Annotated in this window: 18 protein-coding genes and 1 pseudogene; 12 read left to right on the top strand and 7 right to left on the bottom strand. The window is 36.5% G+C overall.

Annotation, left to right across the window (positions count from 1 at the left end):
- Positions 1-168 precede the first annotated feature (168 nt).
- On the top strand, positions 169-1581 hold the full coding sequence (gene pepV, locus AN964_RS23980; RefSeq protein WP_055742296.1) for a dipeptidase PepV: 1413 nt from the start codon (positions 169-171) through the stop codon (positions 1579-1581).
- Positions 1582-1626: 45 nt separating this feature from the next.
- On the opposite strand, the gene AN964_RS23975 is transcribed toward pepV, so the two are convergent.
- Together AN964_RS23975 and AN964_RS23970 are read right to left on the bottom strand one after the other, a co-directional pair.
- Positions 1627-2589 (bottom strand): D-2-hydroxyacid dehydrogenase, encoded by a 963-nt coding sequence (locus tag AN964_RS23975; protein ID WP_055742295.1) that lies wholly within the window; start codon positions 2587-2589, stop codon positions 1627-1629.
- Positions 2590-2724: 135 nt separating this feature from the next.
- The gene (locus AN964_RS23970) at positions 2725-3285 is read right to left on the bottom strand and encodes a 3D domain-containing protein (RefSeq protein WP_055742294.1); all 561 of its coding nucleotides are present in this window, start codon (positions 3283-3285) and stop codon (positions 2725-2727) included.
- Between the two features lie 261 nt (positions 3286-3546).
- On the opposite strand from AN964_RS23970, the gene AN964_RS23965 reads away from it, so the two are divergent.
- On the top strand, positions 3547-4629 hold the full coding sequence (locus AN964_RS23965; protein WP_055742293.1) for a helix-turn-helix domain-containing protein: 1083 nt from the start codon (positions 3547-3549) through the stop codon (positions 4627-4629).
- A 103-nt stretch (positions 4630-4732) separates the two neighbouring features.
- On the opposite strand, the gene AN964_RS23960 is transcribed toward AN964_RS23965, so the two are convergent.
- The gene (locus AN964_RS23960) at positions 4733-4933 is read right to left on the bottom strand and encodes a cold-shock protein (protein ID WP_055742292.1); all 201 of its coding nucleotides are present in this window, start codon (positions 4931-4933) and stop codon (positions 4733-4735) included.
- Positions 4934-5237: 304 nt separating this feature from the next.
- Between AN964_RS23960 and AN964_RS27625 the strand changes: the two genes are divergently transcribed.
- A complete protein-coding gene (locus AN964_RS27625; protein ID WP_437177125.1) occupies positions 5238-5762 on the top strand; it encodes a CotG/ExsB N-terminal domain-containing protein in 525 nt (174 codons plus the stop codon).
- Between the two features lie 452 nt (positions 5763-6214).
- On the opposite strand, the gene AN964_RS23955 is transcribed toward AN964_RS27625, so the two are convergent.
- On the bottom strand, positions 6215-6688 hold the full coding sequence (locus AN964_RS23955) for an exosporium protein C (protein WP_183102066.1): 474 nt from the start codon (positions 6686-6688) through the stop codon (positions 6215-6217).
- Between the two features lie 397 nt (positions 6689-7085).
- On the opposite strand from AN964_RS23955, the gene helD reads away from it, so the two are divergent.
- The 6 genes and pseudogenes from helD to AN964_RS23925 all read left to right on the top strand — a co-directional run bounded on the left by helD (position 7086) and on the right by AN964_RS23925 (position 15266).
- Positions 7086-9383: an RNA polymerase recycling motor HelD gene (helD, locus tag AN964_RS23950; RefSeq protein ID WP_055742291.1), complete on the top strand. Its 2298-nt coding sequence runs from the start codon at positions 7086-7088 to the stop codon at positions 9381-9383.
- A 142-nt stretch (positions 9384-9525) separates the two neighbouring features.
- Complete coding sequence (locus AN964_RS23945) at positions 9526-10791, top strand: ATP-binding protein (RefSeq protein ID WP_055742515.1); 1266 nt, start codon at positions 9526-9528, stop codon at positions 10789-10791.
- 1109 nt (positions 10792-11900) lie between these two features.
- Positions 11901-12992, top strand: coding sequence for a CotH kinase family protein (locus tag AN964_RS23935; protein WP_055742289.1), 1092 nt, complete (start codon positions 11901-11903; stop codon positions 12990-12992).
- 167 nt (positions 12993-13159) lie between these two features.
- Positions 13160-13369 (top strand): annotated as a pseudogene (locus tag AN964_RS27680) (DUF2642 domain-containing protein); the annotation flags it as partial.
- Between the two features lie 610 nt (positions 13370-13979).
- Positions 13980-14489: a hypothetical protein gene (locus AN964_RS26560; RefSeq protein WP_161809316.1), complete on the top strand. Its 510-nt coding sequence runs from the start codon at positions 13980-13982 to the stop codon at positions 14487-14489.
- Between the two features lie 111 nt (positions 14490-14600).
- Complete coding sequence (locus tag AN964_RS23925; RefSeq protein WP_055742287.1) at positions 14601-15266, top strand: YwrJ family protein; 666 nt, start codon at positions 14601-14603, stop codon at positions 15264-15266.
- A 314-nt stretch (positions 15267-15580) separates the two neighbouring features.
- Here AN964_RS23925 and AN964_RS23920 read toward each other — a convergent pair whose 3' ends face one another.
- The 3 genes from AN964_RS23920 to galU all read right to left on the bottom strand — a co-directional run bounded on the left by AN964_RS23920 (position 15581) and on the right by galU (position 18902).
- Entirely contained in the window at positions 15581-16570 is a 990-nt protein-coding gene (locus AN964_RS23920; protein WP_055742286.1) for an NAD-dependent epimerase, read from the bottom strand.
- A gap of 55 nt (positions 16571-16625) precedes the next feature.
- Positions 16626-17927, bottom strand: a complete 1302-nt coding sequence (locus tag AN964_RS23915) for a UDP-glucose dehydrogenase family protein (RefSeq protein ID WP_055742285.1) — start codon at positions 17925-17927, stop codon at positions 16626-16628.
- A gap of 93 nt (positions 17928-18020) precedes the next feature.
- On the bottom strand, positions 18021-18902 hold the full coding sequence (gene galU / locus AN964_RS23910) for a UTP--glucose-1-phosphate uridylyltransferase GalU (protein ID WP_055742284.1): 882 nt from the start codon (positions 18900-18902) through the stop codon (positions 18021-18023).
- 286 nt (positions 18903-19188) lie between these two features.
- On the opposite strand from galU, the gene AN964_RS23905 reads away from it, so the two are divergent.
- The 3 genes from AN964_RS23905 to AN964_RS23895 all read left to right on the top strand — a co-directional run bounded on the left by AN964_RS23905 (position 19189) and on the right by AN964_RS23895 (position 23722).
- Positions 19189-20286: a CotS family spore coat protein gene (locus AN964_RS23905; RefSeq protein WP_055742283.1), complete on the top strand. Its 1098-nt coding sequence runs from the start codon at positions 19189-19191 to the stop codon at positions 20284-20286.
- Positions 20283-21947, top strand: a complete 1665-nt coding sequence (locus AN964_RS23900) for a glycosyltransferase family 4 protein (protein ID WP_083489536.1) — start codon at positions 20283-20285, stop codon at positions 21945-21947. The genes AN964_RS23905 and AN964_RS23900 overlap by 4 nt, the downstream gene beginning before the upstream one ends.
- Before the next feature lie 284 nt (positions 21948-22231).
- Positions 22232-23722: an amidase family protein gene (locus tag AN964_RS23895; protein WP_055742282.1), complete on the top strand. Its 1491-nt coding sequence runs from the start codon at positions 22232-22234 to the stop codon at positions 23720-23722.
- The last annotated feature ends 74 nt before the right edge of the window (positions 23723-23796 follow it).

The following is a 23796-nucleotide window of genomic DNA, read 5'->3' as shown; positions in this document are numbered from 1 at the left end:
ATATTCCAAATTGGCAACATGTTCCCACTGCCGTTCAATAATAATAACTTTTAGCTTCTTAAGTTTTCGAGGTCATTGTTTTGCATTTACTATGATAAAATAGCAATAAGGTCTGGAATTGAAATATTCGAAAAATTATATAACCTGTTTATTTGGGAGTGAGGAGAAATGGTTAATTGGTACCAGGAAGTACAAGACAGAAAAGAGAAATTAGTGGAGGACTTATTTGGATTATTACAAATAGAAAGTGTGAAGGACCTAAGTACGAAAACAGAAGTTCGTCCAATGGGAGAAGAAATAGGAAAAGCATTAGATTATATGTTGCAACTATCAGCTGAAGCTGGATTTAAAACGAAGAATTTAGCTGGATATGCTGGATATGCTGAACATGGGGAACATTTAAGTGATGACTATGTGGGGATTTTATGCCATGTAGATGTAGTGCCTGCTACGGGAAACTGGACTAGTCCGCCATTTGAACCGACTATTCGCGATGGAAAAATATTTGCTCGCGGCTCTATTGATGATAAAGGTCCGACCATGGCTGCCTATTATGGATTGAAGATTGTAAAAGAGCTGGGACTCCCAGTGAAACGAAATGTCCGTATTATATTTGGTACAGATGAAGAAAGTGGAATGAGCTGTATGAGACATTATCAAGAGGTAGAAAAATTGCCGGTGATTGGTTTTGCTCCGGATGCCGATTTTCCAATCATTAATGCGGAGAAAGGGCAAATGAGTATAAAAATAACCCTAAACAAAACGAAAAATGAAAAGCAGTATAATTTAAATCTTGTCTCGTTTTCCGCAGGAAGCAGAATAAATATGGTTCCTGAACAAGCGGCGGCTGTATTATATGGGGATAACAGTGAAGTCCTTGAAAAATTTGAGGAATACTGTCAAGAAAATCAATATCATTATAGTATGGAAGTTTTAACAAATACCGTAAAACTTACCTTATTTGGTATATCAGCACATGCAATGGAACCTTTTGCCGGTCGAAATGCGGGAACAGCCCTTGGCGAATTTTTAAACCAATTCAAGCTTCAGTCTGAAGTTCAGCCATTTGTATCGCTTCTATCACAATTACATAACGACTATTACGGTGAGAAATTTGGAATAACATTTTCTGATGATGTAACAGGACCACTTACGGTTAACCCTGGTATTATTCAATATGATCAAGAAGGGGAAGGTTCGATTTTTCTTAATTTGCGCTGTCCAGTAACATTAGATTTTGCTCAAACGAAAGAGAGAATTGTGAATGCAGTAGAAGAAAAGGGATTCAGCGTAGCAGAATGTCGTGAATCTGCGCCGCATTTTGTAGATTCCAATCATCCAATGATTAAGGCTTTACAAAAAGTTTATCAAGAGGAAACGAATCAAGAGCCAACACTTTTATCTACAGGCGGAGCAACCTATGCACGCTTTATGGAAAAGGGTGTAGCATTTGGAGCATGCTTCCCGGGGAAAGAATACAGAGCCCATCAGCAGGATGAATATATAGAGGTAGAAGATTTATTAAAAGCAACCGCGATTTATGCAAGAGCGATATACGAATTAGCAAATTTAGATTCGTAAAAAGTAATAGAGGGTGAACAAAAAAGTTTGTTCACCCTCTGCTATTTAATAACCTTTCTCATAATCAACAACATTAATAGTCGGCTTATCTTCTTCTATATATTTCTTTAAATTTGGAAGGAAAATTTCCTCTATTACTCTCCTATCATAACTCTCGGTTGATCCGGAGGTATGCGGTGTAATGATGACATTTTCTAACTCCCAGAGTGGACTGTCCTGAGATAATGGTTCTTTCTCAAATACATCTAATCCGGCACCAGCAATTTTTTCCTCTCTTAAAGCATCTATTAGATCCTGCTCGGCAACTGTATCCCCGCGGCCAATATTGATGAAAAAGGCAGATGGCTTCATCAGTGAGAACTGTTCTTTACCGAACATGTGGTAAGTTTCTTTTGTGGATGGCAGTGTCACCACAACATAATCACATTGGGGAAGAATATCATTTAACTGAGAAGCGGTATACATCTCATCTACATATTCCTCCGGTTTTCCTGAAAAACGCACCCCAATGACCTTCATTCCGAATGCTTTGGCAAGTTTTGCTGTTTCTTTTCCAATGGCACCGACACCAATAATTCCTACTGTTTTCTCATGCATTTCAAGACTTAAATTTGCATGATGCCAAACTTTATTTACTTGATTCCTTACATATGTATGTACTTTTCGGGTTAACCCAAGCATCAGTGCAAAAATGGTTTCTGAAATTGGGTAGGCATGCACCCCGCTAGCAGTCGTAATCATCATTTGCTTAGCAGCCATTTTTTCCAAAGGAAAGCTGTTAACTCCGGCGCTCCAGCTTTGGACCCAACGTAAATTTGAATCTTGCTCAATGCAATACTCTTTTATTTCCTTTTTCCATCCTGCAATAATCTCTGCATCTTGGAGATGGTCCAACCATACGGAAGAATCCTTTCCGATGATAACCTCCCAATCTGGGATTATTTCATTGATTTTATCCATATACTTCCTGTCGATATTTTGCGTGATGACTAGTTTTTTCTTATACATTAAATCATCCCTTTTAGAAATTTTAGTTAACTTTGGATATTCCTATTTTAACAGAGATTTGGAGCGATGGTAACTTTATAGAGGGGAATACACATTAAAAGAAAAACCAAAGCACCTTATTAGGATGCTTTGGTTCTATTTAACTATCCTTATTTTTACTTTTTTATTTCCCCATTTATAGCATTGTTTAAGCGTTGGATAAAATACATCGATTTTATTGCCTTTCACAGAGCTTCCTTTATCTGCTGCAATAGCATATCCATAACCTTCGACATATACCTTTGATCCGAGCGGGATTACCCTTGGATCTACGGAAATGACTTTCGAATTAGGATGTTTTTTTAGGTTGATGCCAGTAGCTGTGATGCCTCTGCATCCTTTGCAGCTGATCGTATATGCTGTAGCTGTTACCGTAAGTTCTTTTACTGTTTTGCTTTTTGCAGTTGCTTTTTTAGTCTTAACAGCAGATGCTTTTACAGGTGCAGCAACGTTTAATTTTTGATTAATATGTATCGTGTTAGTAGAGAGATGATTCCATTGTTTTAATTGTGTAATGGAAACTTTATATTTTTTGCTTATTTTATATAAACTATCGCCTTTTTTAACTGTGTATGTATTGGAGGCTGCAAATGCGCCGTTTGATAATCCAAACGTTATTATAAGCAACGTACTGAAAGTAAGAATTAATTTCTTCAAGTTCTTTGCTCCTTTAGGTTTGTCGTAAGAAAATAATACCATTGGAATGTGACAATTATATTTCAACGGTGTACTAATTCTGTTACAGGATGTTAAAAATCATGGAAAGGATATAAAAATTAGTCCATTAATTTCCAGAAAGTACTTTTCAACCAGCAGTAGAAAGAAAATTCAACTAATAATTGATAGTCGATTTACACTTGCTATGCTATTCTTTGGGTACAATGCGCATTGAAAAATTATTTGCTTGGAGATGGGAACATGTTAAACAGTCAATTGATAGGATCGTATATTTCGAGATTACGAAAAGAAAAGGATTTCACCCAAATGGATTTAGCCAATTCTTTGAATGTAAGTCATCAGGCTGTTTCAAAATGGGAAAGAGGAGAGTCGTTGCCAGACTTAGGAACACTTGTGGAATTAGCATCAATGTTTGAGATTACGGTTGATAATCTTTTAAGCGGCGGAAAAAAGGATGCGGAGGAGGCAAAAAAAGAACCGTTTATCAAAAATATTATAGAAGGGCATCCTAAACATGCTGCTCACTTTATGAATACTAGGACGATTCATATTAACGAACTTGTCGATATGGCCCCTCTGATGAAGGCAAGTTCACTCGAAGAATTGACATCGAACGTGGATGAAGATGTGTTTTCCATTCAACACTTGGTTGAATTGGCTCCATTTCTAACAGAAGCAAATTTAAATGAATTAATAAAAAAACTAAATCCAAATGGCCTTTCGATTTCAGATCTATCTCATTTTGCCCCATTTATTAGTAATGAATTGCTAGTAGAATTAGCTAATATTACTGAAATAACCGATTTTAAGGAATTGGTTCATTTGGCCCCGTTCCTTGATGAAGAGATTATTTCATTATTAGAGCGTGTCCCGAATGAAAAAATTGATTGGAACGATATTGTGCATCTAGCTCCATATTTAGAAAGAGATGCAATTATCCGACTTGTTACTAAAAAATCGGAGGGCAAACTTACAGTCAAACAAATTTCGATGATTGCCCCATTTTTGGACGGAGATATGCGTACTCTTCTAGATTATTTATCTTTAGAAGAACTGGAAGTTAATGATATTACCGATCTGCTGCCTTTTTTAGAAAAAGATAGCAGAGTAGATTTAGTTAAAAGGGTTACCAAAGTAAATTTAACGGTGAATCAAATTGCAACAATTGCCCCATTTTTAGAAGAGGATGAATTAGAACAAATGCTAGGAGAAGAGAATCTAAAAATTACTCCCAAAAACTTAGCGGCTTTAGCCCCATTTCTTACGCAAAAAGCATTAGTGAGACTAGTTGAAAACTTTTCGAGGAACTATGAATCTAAATGAATATTTCCATTCGAATTATGATTGGTCGTTGCGGTTTTAAAATTCATATTAATGTTTCCCTATAATGAAACAAAAAAGACTCCGACACCGGAGTCTTTTGTCACTATTGCTTTTGAACATTTGTTGCTTGTGGTCCGCGGGCACCTTGCTCAATTTCAAATGTAACAGTCTGCCCTTCTTCAAGAGTCTTGAAGCCTTCCCCTTGAATTGCTGAAAAATGAACAAATACATCATCTTGTCCTTCGACTTCAATGAATCCAAAGCCTTTTTCTGCATTGAACCACTTAACTTTACCTGTAACCATTCAATTACCTCCAACACGGATATTTCCAATATGTATTTCCATTCATAGTATTTCAAGATAGAACGTGTTTTTATACAGTCTTTTTTGAAAATGTGGAACACGAAGGGTAAATATCCATTTTTAAAATATATTTTTCACCCTATAGTTTTTACCGAATCAACAAGAAACTATACATTAAAATTTATAAAAAATGGGGGAAATTTTTATAACATAAACGTCTGTCCTGTACGTAAAAACTTCTTCAACATACGCTATTGTAGTGATAAGTTTAAAAAACTTTCATGTTATAGATAATAATAAGGAGATGATTTATGTGGGATACACAGCATTAGAGGTCCAAGATGCTGTACGGGAAGGTGAAAAAAGAGGACTAAGCCACTTTTTTTATCAAGAACCAAGGGCTCAAGGTTCTAGAAGACGTAGGTCAAGTAGTAGTGAAGTGCGTCAATCAAGAAGGAGTGCAAGTAGTAGATCAAGAAGGAGTGCAAGTAGCAGATCACGTCGCAGTGTAAGCAGAAGTGCAAGCAGAAGTGCAAGTCGTCGTTCCCGTCGTCGTTCACAAAGACGTTCGAGAAATCGTTCACGTCTATTGATAGTGTTTAGATCGTTGAGAAGTAACTCTAGACGACGTATGAGCTCACGTTCGCGAAGACGCTCGAGGAGAAGTCGTTCCCGTCGTCGTTCGGAAAGTCGTTCCCGTCGTCGTTCGCAAAATCGTTCGCAAAGACGTTCGAACCGGAGTTTTAACCGCCGTTCAAGCAGCAGCTTTAGCCAACGATCAGGACGCGGTTCAAGACGCAGTAGACGCAGTTCAAATAGAGGTTTCTAACTTTTGCACAAGTCTTCAATTTAACGAATGCCACCTCAAAAACATATATTCCATTTATAAATGCTTATCGTAATTCCCTAATGAAGAGTGAAATTTACTCATAAGACATTATCTGGTTGCATCTGTTCGTTTGATTATTCATTATATTCAACTATTTACCTTAATGTGCTTTTTACAGTTATTGATTTATAGGAATCCTGACATGTATGGTACAGGAGTAAATCCACTTGAAAGCAGTAAAACTATTGAAAAAACAGTAAAACGATTAAAGATGTGGTTTAGTAATGGTCATACCTCAAGCTAATCGAGCAGTCACTGAAAAAGGGATAAAATCGAATCAAATGAAAATATTTTTGATAGAAATTTAATGGAGAAACCCGTCACTATAGTATGGCGGGTTTCTCCATTAAATTAGCTTCATCCCAAAGTGACCTTTTCAGCAATCGTTAAGATTATAGTTTGTCTAAGAATCTGACTAATCTGTCGAGTTCACTGTCGAGTTCTTTGACAATTTCTCTGTCGTGATCTCTTCTGCGATCTTTGTTACGACTTCTATCACCTTCTCTTGCTAACCCATTAAACGTAATTGGGCCGACTACACTTGCTTCTGAATCACTAGTTATATTTTCAGCAGTTACCTTATAAGTATGTGATCCATCTCTCACATTCCTATCAATACATTGAATCTTTGCAATATAGTTTTTATCTGATGCTGGATCAGGTTCTACTATCTTTTCGGTAGTATAAATTTCTACACCATCACGATAGATTTTAAATAAAATTTTCGATGTACCACTTACCCCTTGTACACCTACTTTTGCAGTTAGCTTTACATGATTTTCATATGCATGCGTCGTTGGAATAGTTATATCTATAGTTGCTAATATTAATTTTCTCGGTGAATGGGGGATAGTATTTGATCTCATTTTATTAAACTTAGGAACTGGCTCTATAGCTTGATAATCAATATCTCGAACCATAATCTTCTTCACTCCTTATCTTTTGATAAAATACAATAAAAACACTTTAGTTTAGGTATTCTCACCATTATCCTACGTAGTATTAGATAAATGGATATGGAGCAAAAGTTTATATTTGTGAAAATAGGCATGTGACCAAAGGATAAACTCAGTAAAATACACAAAACAATGATTCTGATGATTGGAATTAGAGGAATTTACAAAAATATTAGACATTTCGTTGAAAGTATAATACAATTAATTTTACGTTTTCAAAAAGTGCAAGTTATTTAAGTCATGAATTTTCAACTGAATTCATGGCCTTTTTGCGTCTGTATTTACATTAGAGAGGGGGCCTCAGGTAGTGCAAAATATCCAGCATCCTGATTATCAAGAAGAGCTTGAACGTTTGGAGTTTACTAAAAAGTATATGGAAATTGTGATCAAAGCATCTGAATCGACAGAGGAAAACTTCAGGGAGAATCTCAAGAGTTCCCTTGAAGGAATCGATTTAAAGGACAGTAGTTTAAGTTACATGAGTATGCTGACCAACTCAAACCTTTTAAGAAGAACGGAAGAGGAAGTGAAAAGATTAAAAAAGTTTGAGAACAAACCTTATTTTGCGAAGATCAATTTTCTACGGGAAGAAACTAATCAAGAAGAAATCCTCTATATCGGTAAAGTTTCTCTCTTTGATAAGGAAACACAAATGCCGATCATTGTGGATTGGCGCTCGCCAGTTGCTAATCTTTATTATGACGGTCGTTTAGGAGAGGTTTCTTATGAAGCAGAAGGCGAAAAATATGAGGGGTTTTTATCACAAAAACGGCAATTTATCATTGAAAATGGAGAGCTTACGGATATTCGTGATATTGATTTAACCACCAATGACGAACTTCTGCAGATGTCCCTGGCAAATAGCTCAAGCAACCGGCTTACAGAAATAGTTTCCACCATCCAAGAGGAGCAAAATAATGTCATCCGCGCTGATCTGAATAAACCAATCATCGTTCAAGGTGCAGCAGGAAGCGGAAAAACAACCATCGCTTTACACAGATTATCTTATTTCATTTACACCTATGCTGAACACTTTACTCCAAATCAGTTAATGATCTTAGCCCCAAACCGATTGTTTATCGATTATATATCGGAAGTACTTCCCGAACTGGGAGTCGAAAATATTCATCAAACCACCTTCGTTGATTATGTATTAAAATGCATCGGCAAAAAGATAAAATTAAAACACCCAGATGAGAAATTACTGAAATTTATGAACCGTGAGATCCAGGAACCTGAATTAACAAGATGGATTTCGGCATTTAAAGGATCTTTGCAATTTAGGGATATTATCAATCAATACTTACAAGATATTTTAAAAACCTTATTGCCAAAAGAGGACTTCTATGTTTCGAAATTTAGACTTTACAGTGCAAAAAAATTACGAAAGCTGATTACTTATGAATATGAATACCTTCCATATTATCAACGAATAGAGAAAATTAAACGCGTTCTGCAAAACCATGTTAGAACAGAAAAAAAGACAATGATTGAAAAAATCACAAATTTTTATGATGAAAAATTAGAAAGAGCATTATACAGCAAAGCGGATCCTGAGAATCGGCGCAAATATGTCTCCATGGCATTGGATAAAAAGGATTATGCTTTAAAAGAAATAAATAAAGAAGTCAGAACAGCAGTAAATACTTATATGAAGCAAATACCAAAACATGATTTGTTTCATTATTATAAAGAACTTGTCACCAACAAAGAGCTCTTTTCAAAATATGCGCCAGATTTAACTGAGCAGCAAATAGAATTCTTCTGCAACTATCAGTTTTTGTTATATACAGAAAAAAGCTTTGAAATAGAAGATTTATCCGCACTGCTTTATTTGCAAGGAAAATTATTTGGAATAGATAAAATGCTGCGCGTGAAGAATGTTGTCATTGATGAAGCCCAAGATTACAGCTACTTTCAGCTTTTTGCGTTAAAAAGCGTACTGGAAACAGATATGTTCACGATAGTGGGTGATCTGGCTCAAGGTATTCATTCTTACAGGGGAATCAATGACTGGAGCATTGTATATAAAGAAATCTTTCCACGTGCCAGCTACAAGACATTGCAAAAAAGCTACCGTACCACCATTGAAATTATGAATGCGGCCAATGAAATCTTAAAGCTATTGCAATTAAATCTTCCAACGGTAGAACCGGTTGTTCGCCATAGCCAAAAACCAACATTTATAGAAACAACTACGGAAAAAGCAACGATTGAAAAAATTTGCAGTGAAATTGAAAGAATGTATTCTGAAGGGATAAAGACGGTAGCCGTTATTGGCAAAACAAATAATGAGTGCAAAAAATTGGCGAAGCTTTTCGGAAAATATTCTACATTGCCTATTCAGTTTTTACAGGAAAATGAGGAAATAAATAAAGATGAAGTGGTAATCGTCAGCTCCCATTTATCAAAAGGGCTTGAATTTGATGCTGTGATTGTATGTACATTGGATGAAACATTCGAGGCAAATGAAATTGATATTAAGCTTTTGTATGTATCCATGACAAGACCTTTGCACCGTTTGATGCTATTTGGAAAAGATAAATCATGCTTTTTACTTGATCAAATAGAAGATGCATCTCTTTTTGGAGAACTTGTCTCATAAAATGGAAAGGAGCCAAAGCCTTATATTAAGGAACGGCTCCTATTTTTTATGTAAAAAATTCCATGAATTTGTATGGATTGCAGGATATCTATCACATTTTGTCGTATTTTATGCAGTAAAAAATCACGGAAGTAGGGTACTAATGATCCTTGAAAAAATCCTTTTGCATCTGCTAATCATTTTAATTCCCGTTCATATATATACCCTTTTTTTTGAAAATAGAAAGATTGGAAAATCCCCTTATTTATTTGGAGTGATAAATGGAATTACTGCCATTGTAACCATGTCTTTTTCTTTCAACGCATTCGGCATGGTGTGGGATTTAAGGTATGCTCCTCTAGTAATAGCATTTTTATACGAAGGTCCGATATCAGGATCAATTGTTATGATCATTATTGCACTGAAAAGAACAATTACAGGCGGAGATGGTCTAATCGTAGCCTATTTGTGTTTGATGTTTACTGTGATTTTGCCATTGTACATGCATAAAAACTACTGGAATATAAGTAAAACAAATCGGATCAGAAAGGCATTAATTGTGGGAATATGGACAGCTCTTGCCCAGGTAATAATTACATATGGCTACTTTTTAATTAATGGTTACCCGAATCATACGAATAAAGAGCTATTTCTTTTCGTTGTTTTATATGGAGTTGTACAGATAATAGGTACTGCAGCGTCTTCCACCCTTCATGAACGAATGATTGAGAAACAATTATTGCAAAAGGAAATGTCAAAAGCGGAAAAATTGCATACTATTGGGGAACTGGCGGCATCTATTGCCCATGAGATCAGAAATCCTTTAACAGTGGTGAAGGGCTTCCTGCAACTGATGAAAAAGCAGGAAAAAGGAACAAATCTCCAATATTTAACCCTTGTCTTGAGTGAGCTGGACAGGGCTGAGGTTATCATTAGTGATTATTTGAATTTCGCTAAGCCTCGGCTAGAAAAAGTAGAAAAAATTAAACTCGGTGATTTCATTTCAGGTATTATCACTTTAATTCAATCCTTAGCTGTTGCAAAAGGTGTTATTTTAGACGACAAAGTGGATGAAAATCCTCCTATTATTACAGATAAAGATCAGCTTAAGCAGGCAATAGTGAATTTTATTAAAAATGCTATTGAGGCTACACCGCAGGGAGGAACGGTTTCTGTGAACCTAAAGCGGATAAATAACTTTGTTTATATTGTAATATCTGATACAGGAAAAGGAATGACAAACGAGCAACTTTCCAGAATGGGGACTATATTTTACACAACGAAGGAAAAGGGAACCGGCCTTGGTACAGCTGTCTCTATTAGAATCATTGAAACAATGAACGGAAAAGTCACATATGAGAGTGAATTAAATGTTGGAACAAAGGTTACGATTCAGTTACCGATAGTAGAAGACGAAAATGGTTTATGATGAAAACAATGATGGATTAACCTGAATGAATTTTGATATTCCCCCAAAATGAAAGAGGAGACAGCACGGCTCCTCTTCAAAAAATAAATTAATCTTTTTTTACTAAAGTAAGTGACCACATATTTCCATCTTTCCACACTCTGTTTGTTGTTCTATACTGGGAAGTCCTGCGCCCGGAAGTGCGACGCCGGGAAGTGCGGCGCCTGGAAGTTCGACGTCGCGAAGTACGGCGACGTGTCCATCGAGAAGTCCAACGAGAAGTACGGCGACGGGATCTGCCCGTATTACGCCGCGAAGTACGACGAGATGTCCAACGACTAGTACGGCGCCTAGAACTTCTGCGACGAGATGTCCGAGATCTGCGCCCTGAGCTTGGATCTTGCAGCATAAAATCAATTAAGCCAGAGATATTGCCATTTTCAACAGCACGTCGAATATCTCTAGAAGAATAATTACTCATGGTTAACCTCCTTTAAGCATTGAAAGATTTGAATCTTTTTTATGAGATAAGAAAATATATGATTTTCAACTCATAAGTTTTTAACAGGTCTATGCATTGTCTAGCTACAAGTGAAATTGGCACTTCAAATTTCACCAGCGCCTATCGGCTAGCGGATTTCTCCGTCTCATCCCTACGATAAGTCAACATCGGCTCCTGAGGAACCTCGCCGTGTTTCCTATATCTCGAGCTTGAGACTACGAAATCCGTACGCCGTTGGGCAAGGCGCTTGCGCTTTTCTAATGCTAGAAAGATTCCCATATATCTTTCATTGCTATATGGTACGTGTATCCTACAAAAATGTATGAGACATTCGTGTATATTTCGAAAAAAAAATAGATAAATGATTCATGTGTCAATGCCTGCTTTTTTTTCATAACAATAAATAAGAAAAGCGTAAGCTCCTCGCCCATAGACGTATGGACTGTAGGGGCTTCGACTGAGATAAAGGAAACACAGTGAGGTAGTTCACGAACTGGTGAAATTAGCACTTCAAATTTCACTTGATGTTGACTTATCGTAGGGAGGAGCCCCGGAAGTCCACTAGTCTATAGGAGCTGAAGCTAGACAATAAGAAAAGCAAAAGCTTAGAAAAGGCAGGTGTTCATTTATGGCAAAACACGAACAAATGATCAATTATCATTTATATGTTCATCCTTTAGACTTGAGGGAGTTGAAAAAGGATATTTGGAATGATGAACCTGTTCCGGGGAAGCTGACCATTAATCAAAAAAAATTCGATATTGATGTTGTATACAGGGGTTCCCATATTCGGAAGCTTGCAAAAAAGTCCTATAATATCTCTTTTTATAAACCTAGTAATTATAAAGGGAAAAAAGAAATTCATCTAAATGCGGAATATAAGGATCCTTCTATGATAAGAAATAAACTTTCCCTCGATTTTTTCGCAGATATAGGCGTTCTATCTCCCGAGTCCCAATATATTTTTCTCCAATTAAATGGTCGACAAGAAGGAATTTATCTGGAATTAGAATCCGTAGATGAACATTTTTTGAAGAGGAGAAGCCTCCCTGACGGGTCGATTTTTTATGCAGTAGATGGAGATGCAAATTTTTCACTCATAAGTGAACTAGATGATGAAACAAAAAAATCATTATTATTAGGGTATGAGAAGAAATACGGAAAAGATAGTGATGATCATTATCTTCAAGAACTTATATTTATCATTAACACTTTATTAAAGGGTGAGTTTGAGAAGGAAATCGTTCATCATTTGGATGTTGAAAAATATTTAAGATGGCTGGCTGGCGTTGTTCTTACTCAAAATTATGATGGTTTTGTTCATAACTATGCATTGTATCGAAATGGAGACACGGGATTGTTTGAAATTATTCCATGGGATTATGATGCAACATGGGGAAGGGATGTAAACGGGAAATATATGCAGGAAGATTATGTTCGAATTGAAGGATTTAATACATTAACAGCTCGGTTATTAGATGTGGATTCTTTTAGAAAAAAATATCAAGGTTTGTTGATGGAATTTTTATCGAATCAGTTTACTGTGGAGTATATGAAGCCAAAAGTCGAGCAGTTATTTAACTTACTTCACCCCTATATTTTAATGGATCCGTATAAAAAAGATCAAGTTGAAAAGTTTAAAGAGGAACCAAATCTTATACTCCAGTTTATCGAATTAAGAAACGATTATTTAAGATCAAAAATAAATAAACTTGACTGATAAATGATAGAAAAGTATTTCATTTACCTTCCATATTATTGCTTACACTATAAGTGAGTCAACATTCCATATAGGCTAAAGTTGAATTTATTATAAATAGTTATTTATCCCGTTTCAAGATTTTAATAGACACGTATATATACAGTATGAATAACCCTAATGGATAAATGACAAGGAGGATAAAAATGGAGAGTGGCAATATGAATTACTCAAATCGGACTCAGCCTACCTTAAAAATACCCCACTCGTTATTAAGCAAAAATATAACCGTATATAGAGGCGGACCTGAATCTAAAACTGGAAAACTTATGGACGTAAAACCAGATTATCTTGTAATTTATGCTGATAATAAAATCATTTACTATCGATCGGAACACATCAAAAGCATTACAGAAGATTCCAAAACAAATGCAGCTCAAACGAACAATGCCCAGGAAGAGAATCCATTTTTCTATCAAGAAGATAACTTTTTAAGTTTATTAACTAATTTTTTGAATAAGAAAATTCAAATTGACCAAGGCGGTCCAGATTCAAAGCAAGGAAAGCTGTTAGAAGTAGGCAGTGACTACTTAGTTCTTAGTACAGATGATGACGGAATTGTGTATTATTACTTGCCTCACATTAAAAGTATTATGGAACTCGAAAGTAATGAAAATGATGGCGAGGAAGATTCTGTTGAATCTTCAACTTGGGTAATGGAAGAAAAAACAGAAGACCCGGTGATGACAAATTTTCTTAGAGGGTCAGATTTTAATCATCTTTGCTCACTGTTGACCCATAACTGGGTATCTATTAATCGGAAAGGTCCTGAAGCATTAGAAGGAATATTTGTTGATAATTCTGAAGGATTCTTTACCCTTGCGAATAATCAAGAACTATACCGTATAAATCCATTTCATGTAAGAAATATAAGTATCGGGCCTAAAGGAGCAATGAAACAGCAGCAAAATAATAATCAGCAAGAAGAGCAAACGGACAATATTATGGATGAATCAAGCAGTGAAAATTTTCCGGTTACCTCCTCCATTACAAGCGGGCAAAGAGAATCTAGTGGAATTTGGGGCGAGAGCGAAGATCGTGAATCGAGTGAAAATAGAAGCACAAGTAGAGGACGCCGTACCAGTAGACACAGAAGCACAAGCAGCAGCAGTAACCGAACAAGTAGACGTAGACGCACAAGCAGCAGCAACCGAACAAGTAGACGCAGACGCACAAGCAGCAGCAACCGAACAAGTAGACGCAGACGCACAAGCAGCAGTAACCGAACAAGTAGACGCAGACGCACAAGTAGTAGTTACCGAACAAGTAGACGCAGACGCACAAGCAGCAGCAACCGAACAAATAGACGCAGACGTTCAAGCAGACGCCGTAATCGAAGAACAAGCAGCAGCTCCTCTAGAACAACAAGAAGACTTGAATCAATCGTCAGATCCGTTAGTTATGACTGGAGACCATTGTCATAATTATTACAGCGAAAATATTTTTACTATTTCATAAGATGGGTGCATTGTGAAAAGCTCTTTGCTCAGTAGCATGTCTTCAACGAGACAAAATGAAATGCACCCATTTTTATACGAATGCTAGCAGTTTTGAAAGGAGGTCTAGTTATTGAATGGGATAAACAGCTTTCTTGGTCAAGAAGTCGAGATTGAGATATCTGGGAAAACATTTATTTCTGGGATATTAATTGATGTAGGTTTAGACATCCTTGTGATATATGATGGAAAGCAATTTCTTTATATTCCTTTAATTCATATACATTGCATCAAAGAAAAAATAGAGAAAGAAGTTACAGAAGATCCTCCAGATACCCTGCTTATTTTTAATGAATCTGAGCCTATTTCCTATCGGAAAACATTAAACCATTCAAAAGGACAATTTCTTGAATTATTCATTACCGGAAACAGATCCATCCACGGATATATTACGAGTGTCTTAAATGACTATATCGTGTTTTACTCACCTGTATACAAAACAGTATTTATATCTATGCAGCATGTAAAGTGGTTTACTCCTTATTCCCATCAATTAACTCCATATACTTTAGAAAATAAGGATCTTCCTGTTGTTCCAACTAATTTTCCATTAGCACGTTCATTTGAAGAGCAATTAAAAAAATATGAGGGGAAATTACTCGTATTTGATTTAGGAGATAATCCAGATAAGATTGGTTTAGTGAAGCAAGTTTCTAATAATATTATTGAATTGATAACGGCAAATGGACAAAAAGTATTTTGGAAGTTCATTCATATTAAAACTGTTCATATTCCATAATTAAATAGAAAAAGACATATAAAGGAACCTTAGTTTTATTGAACTAAGGTTATTTGTATAAGGGTAAGAAAATATAAAATGTTTTAACTTACAAATTATTAACAAATTCAACCTTGTCTAGCGTAAGCAGATATCGGCTAGCGGATTTCTCCGCCTCCTCCCTACGATAAGTCAACATCAGTTGAAAATGGGAATGCTTATTTTCACTTGTTCGTGAACTGCCTCACTATGTTTCCTTGATCCCGAGGTGAGCGACTACGAAATCCGTACGCTAGAGCTGCGGCGCTTGCGCTTTTCTTATCCGAAACATGAAGTTATGAAAGATTATAGTACTCTTTAAACCATTTAACGAAATTTCTTATCCCATCCTCAATATTTGTTTTGGGTCGATAGTCAATGAACTTTACTATATCCTCAATATCAGCAAAAGTTTCTTGAACATCTCCTGGTTGAATCGGAAGGAAATTTTTATTCGCCCTCATACCGAGTTGGTCCTCTAGTACTTGGATAAAATCATGCAGCTTAACAGGTTGATGGTTCCCGATATTATAAATTTTATATGGTGGTGATAAGTCGATAGGGAGACCTTTCTCTAATAAGCGAAATATCGATTCTATTATGTCATCAATATAGGTGAAATCTCTTTTCATATTTCCGTAGTTAAATAAATTTAATGGCTCCTGTTTGATAATAGCATTAGAAAAGATAAAATAGGCCATATCAGGCCGTCCCCACGGACCATAAACAGTGAAGAACCTTAGTCCGGTGGTCGGAAGTTTATACAGGTGACTGTACGTATATGCCATTAGTTCATTTGCTTTTTTCGTAGCAGCATACAAGCTAATGGGCTGATCAACCCGATCACTAACGGAAAATGGAACTTGCTTGTTATTTCCATAAACGGAACTGGACGATGCGTAAATTAAATGCTTGATTTGATGTTCTTTACAACATTCTAATATATTTGCAAACCCAACAAGATTGGATTGAATATAGGCGTGAGGATTTTCTAAACTGTACCTGACACCGGCCTGGGCGGCCAAATGAACAACTTTCTCTATTTCGTACTGCTTAAAAAGACTGCTTAATAATTCCATATTTTCGATGGAGCCTTTAATAAAAATAAAATTCTTTGATTTTTTCAATATTTCAAGACGGTCATATTTTAAGGTTTGATCATAGTAATCATTTAAGTTATCAATACCTAAAATGCTATATCCTTCGTCTAATAGGCGCATCGATAAATGAAACCCGATAAAACCTGCACATCCAGTTACGAATATATATTTATCATTTTGCTGCACCTTAAAGAACTCCTTTATTCATGTAATTAATACTGGCAGGAAGTACTGCTCATGATTAAAAATTGCCTACCCCAAAATAGCGGTATCCCAATTCCACCATTTTTGAAGGAGACAGGGTATTTCTTCCGTCAAATAGAAGGGGATTGGATAATAAAGATTTTGCATGTTTCCAATCAATTTCTAGGATTTCTTTCCATTCTGTTAAAATCAAAACAGCATCTGCGCCTTCCAGAGCTTCAAGAGGGGTCAGCGTATATTTGACAGTCGGATAAATTTTTTTAACATGTTCGGATCCTTGGGGATCATAGGCGGCAATGGTAGCTTTATTATTTAGGAGGTAATCGATTACTCTTAGAGAGGGTGCTTCGCGAATATCATCTGTTTGTGGCTTAAAGGTAAGGCCAAGAACAGCAATACGTTTTTCGGTTAAACTGCCTAATACTTGTTTCACTTTTTCCATAAACCAATCTGATTGCGTTTGATTCACATAAGAAACAGCTTCAAGAATTGGCATTGGAATGTCCACTTGGGAGGCTAACGCTAATAATGCTTTAATATCTTTCGGAAAACATGATCCACCGTAGCCGATACCAGCCTGAAGAAAATCAGAACCTATTCGTTTATCCATCCCCATCCCTATTGCAACTTGTTTAATATTTACGCCTTTTCCTTCACACAGTCTTGCCAACTCATTTATAAAAGATATTTTTGTAGCTAAAAATGCATTAGAGGCGTATTTTATCATTTCTGCTTCTTTTATCGTTGTATAAAGAATGGATGTGTCTACATCCTTATATAATTCTTTCATAATATTCCGTGCTTTCTCTGACTCACAACCAATTACAACCCTATCGGGATATAAGGCATCATGTAATGCTTTCCCTTCCCTTAAAAATTCCGGATTTGAAACTATGTCGAATGATATGGAGATATTTCTTTTGCTCAATTCCTTCATCATGATGTCATTCAATTTATCCCCAGTGCCTACAGGAACAGTGCTTTTGATGACAATAACCTTGTAATCATCCATGAATCTCGCTATTTGGCTAACTACTTCTTCTACATAAGTTAAATCGGCTTTTCCGTCTTCTAAAGGCGGAGTGCCAACCGTGACGAATAATATGTCACATTGTTTTATAAAGTCCTCTATATTACTAGTAAAGGAAAGTCTCCCCTCTAATAAATACTCATGGAGAAGTTCCTCTAGTCCTTCCTCATAGAAAGGAAGCCTGGATTGATTAAGTTTATGAATCTTTTCTTGATTCGTATCCACAACGGTAACGAGATAGCCATATTTCGCCAAAACAATACTTGTTGTCGTTCCAACATAACCTGCTCCAATTACTCCTATTTTCATATTTTTCACCTCTATTCTGCTTTTGAAATGCTCTTACTTGCATGGTTAAACATTATTGACCAACAATTTACACTGGCTAAAATAGTAGAACCATTATCTATTCTCTTCTCGCTCAATGACCTCGTATAAATACTGTAATACATCTTCTTTTAACTCTTGTCTTTGGAGCGCAAAATCAATCGTCGCTCTAATAAAGCCTGCTTTATCCCCAATATCATAACGTTTCCCTTGAAAGTGATACGCTAAAACTGCTTGAGACCTGTTCAAGATATTGATAGCATCCGTCAATTGAATTTCTCCGCCGGAGCTTGGTGGTAAGTCTTTTAATATATCAAAAATCTCTGGCCTTAAAATATATCTACCAAGAATAGCTAAACGTGAGGGGGCGTCTTCTTTTTTTGGTTTTTCGACCAATTCTTCAACATTAATTACATTTTCATTCATAACGCAGCCATTTGGTTTAACAATCCCATATTTCGAAACCTCTTCGTATGGCACCTCTTGAACGCCAACAATCGAAGAATGATAACGATTGAAGACATCCATCATTTGTTTCAAGCAGGGCTTTGTCGATTGGACAATATCATCGCCTAATAGAACGGCGAAAGGCTCTTGGCCAATAAAGCTTTTCGCGCAAAAAACGGCATTCCCCAGGCCTTTTGGTTCTTTTTGGCGAATATAATGGATATTTGCTAATTCTGATATAGATTGAACGCTTTGAAGAAGTCCAAATTTATTTTTCTTTAATAGGGTTTCTTCTAATTCATATGATTTATCAAAGTGATCCTCGATAGAACGTTTACTGCGGCCGCTTATGATTATGATATCCTCAATTCCAGATGCAACTGCTTCTTCAATGATGTATTGAATGGTTGGTTTATCCACAATCGGAAGCATTTCTTTTGGTAATGCCTTTGTTGCAGGGAGAAATCTCGTACCAAGTCCGGCAGCTGGGATTATTGCTTTACGAATCATTCTCTCTCCCTCCTTATGTCAAACTAACTTTTTAGTCGTTTATTCTTTCTATGATGAAAACACACATTGAGTATGTGGGAATGACCTAGAAAAGAAAAATTTATTTATTTTACTAGGTATTTGTGTTTAAAAAACAGCTATCATAATAGGGCATTAATCTGCTTCCTACATTTGCACATTTTATTAACCCATAAATGAGTGAACTACCTATACAATAATTTTTTCAAGACATACATTAATACAAAATGTACTAAAACCCCTAATTCAAAAAACTAGGAGGGGAAAAATGGATAATATTAAAATTGGACCTTGGGAAGAGGAAGCGGGTTCGAATGAATTCTTTGTACCTGAATATATTGAAAATCTAGCAAAAAAGGTACTAGAACGCTACAATTTCTCCGTACAAAGTATGCAAATCATTACAACAAAACCCGATAAAGGAGGTGCCATTTGGAAGCTTACTACAAATGAAGGACCAATGAGTTTAAAGCTCTTACACCGAAGGCCGACAAGAAGTATGTTCAGTTTAGGTGCTCAGGAGTATCTAGTAGATGTTAAAAAGGCAAGGGTGCCGATGATTATTAAGACGAAGGATCAGCAAAATTATGTAGAGGCTGGCGGAAAGCTATGGTTTGTTGCTGAATGGATAGAGCCACTTACACCTGTCACAAAGGACTTAGAAGGCGCAAAGCAACTTTGCGCAGCACTTGGCGAATTTCATCGTTTAAGTAAAGGGTACGTACCGCCACACAGGGCAGAAATTGCGTCCAGATTGTATAAATGGCCGGAAAACTACAAAAAAATAGTAACGAAAATGGATTGGTTTCGAAATATTGCGAGTGTATATAATGAGATGCCTGCAAGCTACTATTTATTATTCGTATTAGATGAATTTGAAAAACAGGCAATAGCCGGATTACAAGCCCTTAACCAATCAAGCTATTCGGAAATGGTGAAACTCGGTAATCAAAATTGGGGACTAGTACATCAGGATTATGGTTGGTCCAATGGGCAAATGGGACCGAATGGAATGTGGATTATAGATCTTGACGGGGTGGCATATGATCTGCCGATTCGTGATTTAAGAAAGCTAATTAGCGGTACAATGGCAGATTTAACGAAATGGGATACAACATGGATAAGAGAAATGATTCAAGCCTACCATAAGGAAAATCCGATATCACCGGAGCTTTATGAAATATTAATGATTGATTTGGCGCTGCCAAATGAGTTTTACAAGAATATTAAAGAAGTAGTGTATGAGCCGGATAAATTTTTAAATAATGAAACAAAAATAATGATAAGGAGTATTGTCAACCTGGAAAAAACAAAATGGACTGTATTGCAAGAATTACAAGAAGACTGGAAAGGAGTGAAACAATGAGAATCTTAATGATTTGTACAGAAAAACTCCCTGTTCCACCCGTATTAGGAGGTGCGATTCAAACCTATATATCTGGAATTCTTCCATATTTAAGCAAGTCCCATGATATAACGGTACTAGGAGTTAATGCTGATTCACTCCCTGACGAAGAAACGTTGGATGGAGTCCATTATGTAAGGGTACCAGGTACAGTTTTTGAAATTTATAGAGAAGGCGTTATTTCTTATCTTGAATCCAATCAATTTGACCTTATTCATATTTTTAACCGTCCACGCCTTGTCCTTCCTATAAGGAAAATTGCACCAAATTCAAAAATTACTTTGAGTATGCACAATGATATGTTTAAACCTGACAAAATTGAACCGGAGGAAGCTTCCGCTGTTATTGAAGAGGTTTCGAATATCGTGACAATTAGTAATTATATCGGTGAGGAAATTAAACGTTATTTCCCCCAAGCTGCGGACAAAATACGTACTATTTATTCAGGAGTAGACATAGAACGGTTTTTACCTGGACATCATGAAAAGATGCAGAATATCCGAAATGAGCTTCGGGAAAAGCATGGTTTAGAAGGTAAAACCGTTATATTGTTTACAGGGAGACTTTCCAATAATAAAGGTGTAGATCGGTTAGTTAGGGCATTACCGGAGCTAGCAAAAAAATTCAATGATCTTGCTCTTGTCATTGTCGGAAGTAAATGGTTTAGTCAAAATGATGTGACAGATTATGTTGCTTACGTCAGAGCATTGGCCAATAAATCACCAGTACCTGTTATTACAACTGGTTTTGTTTCGCCAAGCGAGATTCAAAATTGGTATGCGGCAAGTGATCTCTTTGTTTGTACGTCACAATGGCAGGAACCACTTGCGAGAGTGCATTACGAAGCAATGGCAGCCGGTCTTCCAATTGTAACGACCGCAAGAGGTGGAAATCAGGAAATTATTGAAAGAAATGAGAATGGACTTGTCGTTGGAAACCCAGAAGACCCGAGCGAATTTGTAGATAAAATTAGTGAGATATTATCAAGCAAATCTTTGATGAAAAGAATGGGAGAGACAGGAAGAAATCTAGCGATATCAAAATATACGTGGGACAGAGTAGCCAACGATGTGCTAGAGGTATGGGAACAATCTCTTCAATCTTCTGAAGTTATCGTCGAAGTTGAAAACCCTCACGACGATAGTAAAATTATTGATATTGAGGAGATTCGCGATCGGAAACGAAAGCATGAGGAAGATTCGAAATACTCCACGCATCATAAGCGAAAGCACGAGAAAGATTCGAAATACTCTACGCATCACAAACGAAAGCACGAGGAAGATTCGAGATCCTCTACGCATCGCAAACGAAAGCACGAGGAAGATTCGAGATCCTCTACTCATCGCAAACGAAAGCACAAGGAAGATTCGAGATACTCTACCCATCACAAACGAAAGCGCGAGAAAGATTCGAAATATTATACACACCACAAACGAAAAAGATCTTCAAGAGGAGAAAGAAAATATAGAGATGAAAGGTATACCAGACGATATCGAAAAGAGAATTCCAGGAAGCTTCTTTCAAACAGAAAATATAGAACTGCTGAAAAAAGTATAGTTACCTCTATAAAAGTGCACGAAAAGATCATCAAATCGATTAATTATAGATGGAAACCTATGTAAGGATAAAAAACCAATGACCGGGATCATTGGTTTTTTTATGAAAGAAAGCATATTAATGTAAAGATAATTGTTGAAGGAATAACAATCCAAACTCTCTAATGTATTAGCAATCACTATCGTTGAAATGGTGGCAATCGCTGTTTCCGTTGAACATTCCCCTAACTGCAAAAAAATCGTGCAAAATGGCATTGGAGACTTACGTCATACTAAGCGAATTTTTTATAAAGGATTTTTATCCCTAATCAAGAATTTATATAGTAAGAAAATAAAAAGGGGAAACAATGATGGAAAATCCAAAATTAGAAATATTACAGAAGGAATGGATAGTAGAAGCAACCATTTCTGATATGCAGAAAAAAATGGAAAATGGTGAATTAACATCAAAGGAACTTGTCCTGATGTACTTGCAGAGGATCGCTCAATTGGATAAGAATGGCCCAAAAATAAATTCCATACTTGAAGTCAACCCGGATGCGGTACAAATTGCTGCTGGATTAGATGCAGAGAGAAAACTAAAAGGCCCAAGAGGACCACTACATGGAATTCCTATCCTCATTAAAGATAATATTGATACTCATGATAAAATGCATACAAGTGCAGGTTCCTTAGCACTAGCAGAGTCTGTAGCACCTAAGGATTCTTTTGTGGTGAAACAGCTAAGAGAAGCAGGTGCCGTTATTCTTGGAAAAACCAATATGACGGAATGGGCGAATTTTATGGCGGATAATATGCCGAGTGGATACAGTTCAAGAGGTGGACAAGTATTAAATCCATACGGTCCGGGAGTGTTTGATGTCGGAGGCTCCAGTTCCGGTTCTGGTGCTGCGATTGCAGCTAATTTTGCAGCAGCAGCGATCGGCACAGAGACTTCAGGGTCCATTTTAAATCCTGCAACCCAAAATTCATTAGTTGGGATAAAACCAACATTAGGGCTAATAAGCAGAAGCGGCATTATTCCAATCGCGCATAGTCAAGATACTGCTGGGCCAATGGCAAGAACCGTAATGGATGCAGCTATTCTGTTATCTGCTTTAACGAAGCATGATACAGAAGATCCGGCTACTTTAACCAATACAGAATTAAATATGGTAGATTTTACTGAATTTCTGCAAAAGGATGGTCTAAAAGGAGCCCGACTCGGTGTTGCGAGGGATGATTATTTTAACCATTTAAGTGAAGAACAATTAGCGATTGTCGAGAATGCGCTTAAACGAATAGAAGAGTGCGGAGCGATTTTATCTGATATTTCCATCCCATCTGCAAAAACTAATTGGAGCTATGCTGTATTAACCTATGAATTTAAAACAGATATAAATGCTTATTTGCGTCAAGTGGACTCAAGTCTTCCGGTTCATTCCTTAAAGGATCTAATTGAGTTTAATAAGAATAACCCAGAAAAAATGTTGAAATATGGACAGGCCGTATTAGAAAAATCAGAGGCAACTAGCGGGACATTGACAGAAATGGAATATATACAAGCCCTTGAACAGGATATCTATTTATCCACGGAACAAGGAATTGATTACGTGTTAAAGGAACATAAGGTCGAGGCAATCATTTTTCCGCAAGATTTTAGTGATAGTATCGGAGCCAAGGCGGGATATCCTTCCATAACGGTGCCAGCAGGCTATACAAAAGATGGGGAACCTGTCAGTATTACCTTTACAGGAACTGCATACAGTGAACCAACTTTAATAAAATTGGCATATGCGTTTGAGCAAGCAACCCAGGTTAGAAAAGCACCGGTTTTAAAATCGTTTGAGGAAACAAAATAAAACATGAAAAACCCTCTAAAACCAATTTATTAGAGGGTTTTTTGAGGTATATAATTGGTTTCATTTCCTTTTTA

The sequence above is a fragment of the Heyndrickxia shackletonii genome (genome assembly GCF_001420715.1).
GTDB classification, from domain to species: domain Bacteria; phylum Bacillota; class Bacilli; order Bacillales; family Bacillaceae_C; genus Margalitia; species Margalitia shackletonii.
This window is presented reverse-complemented; position numbering and strand designations above follow the sequence as displayed.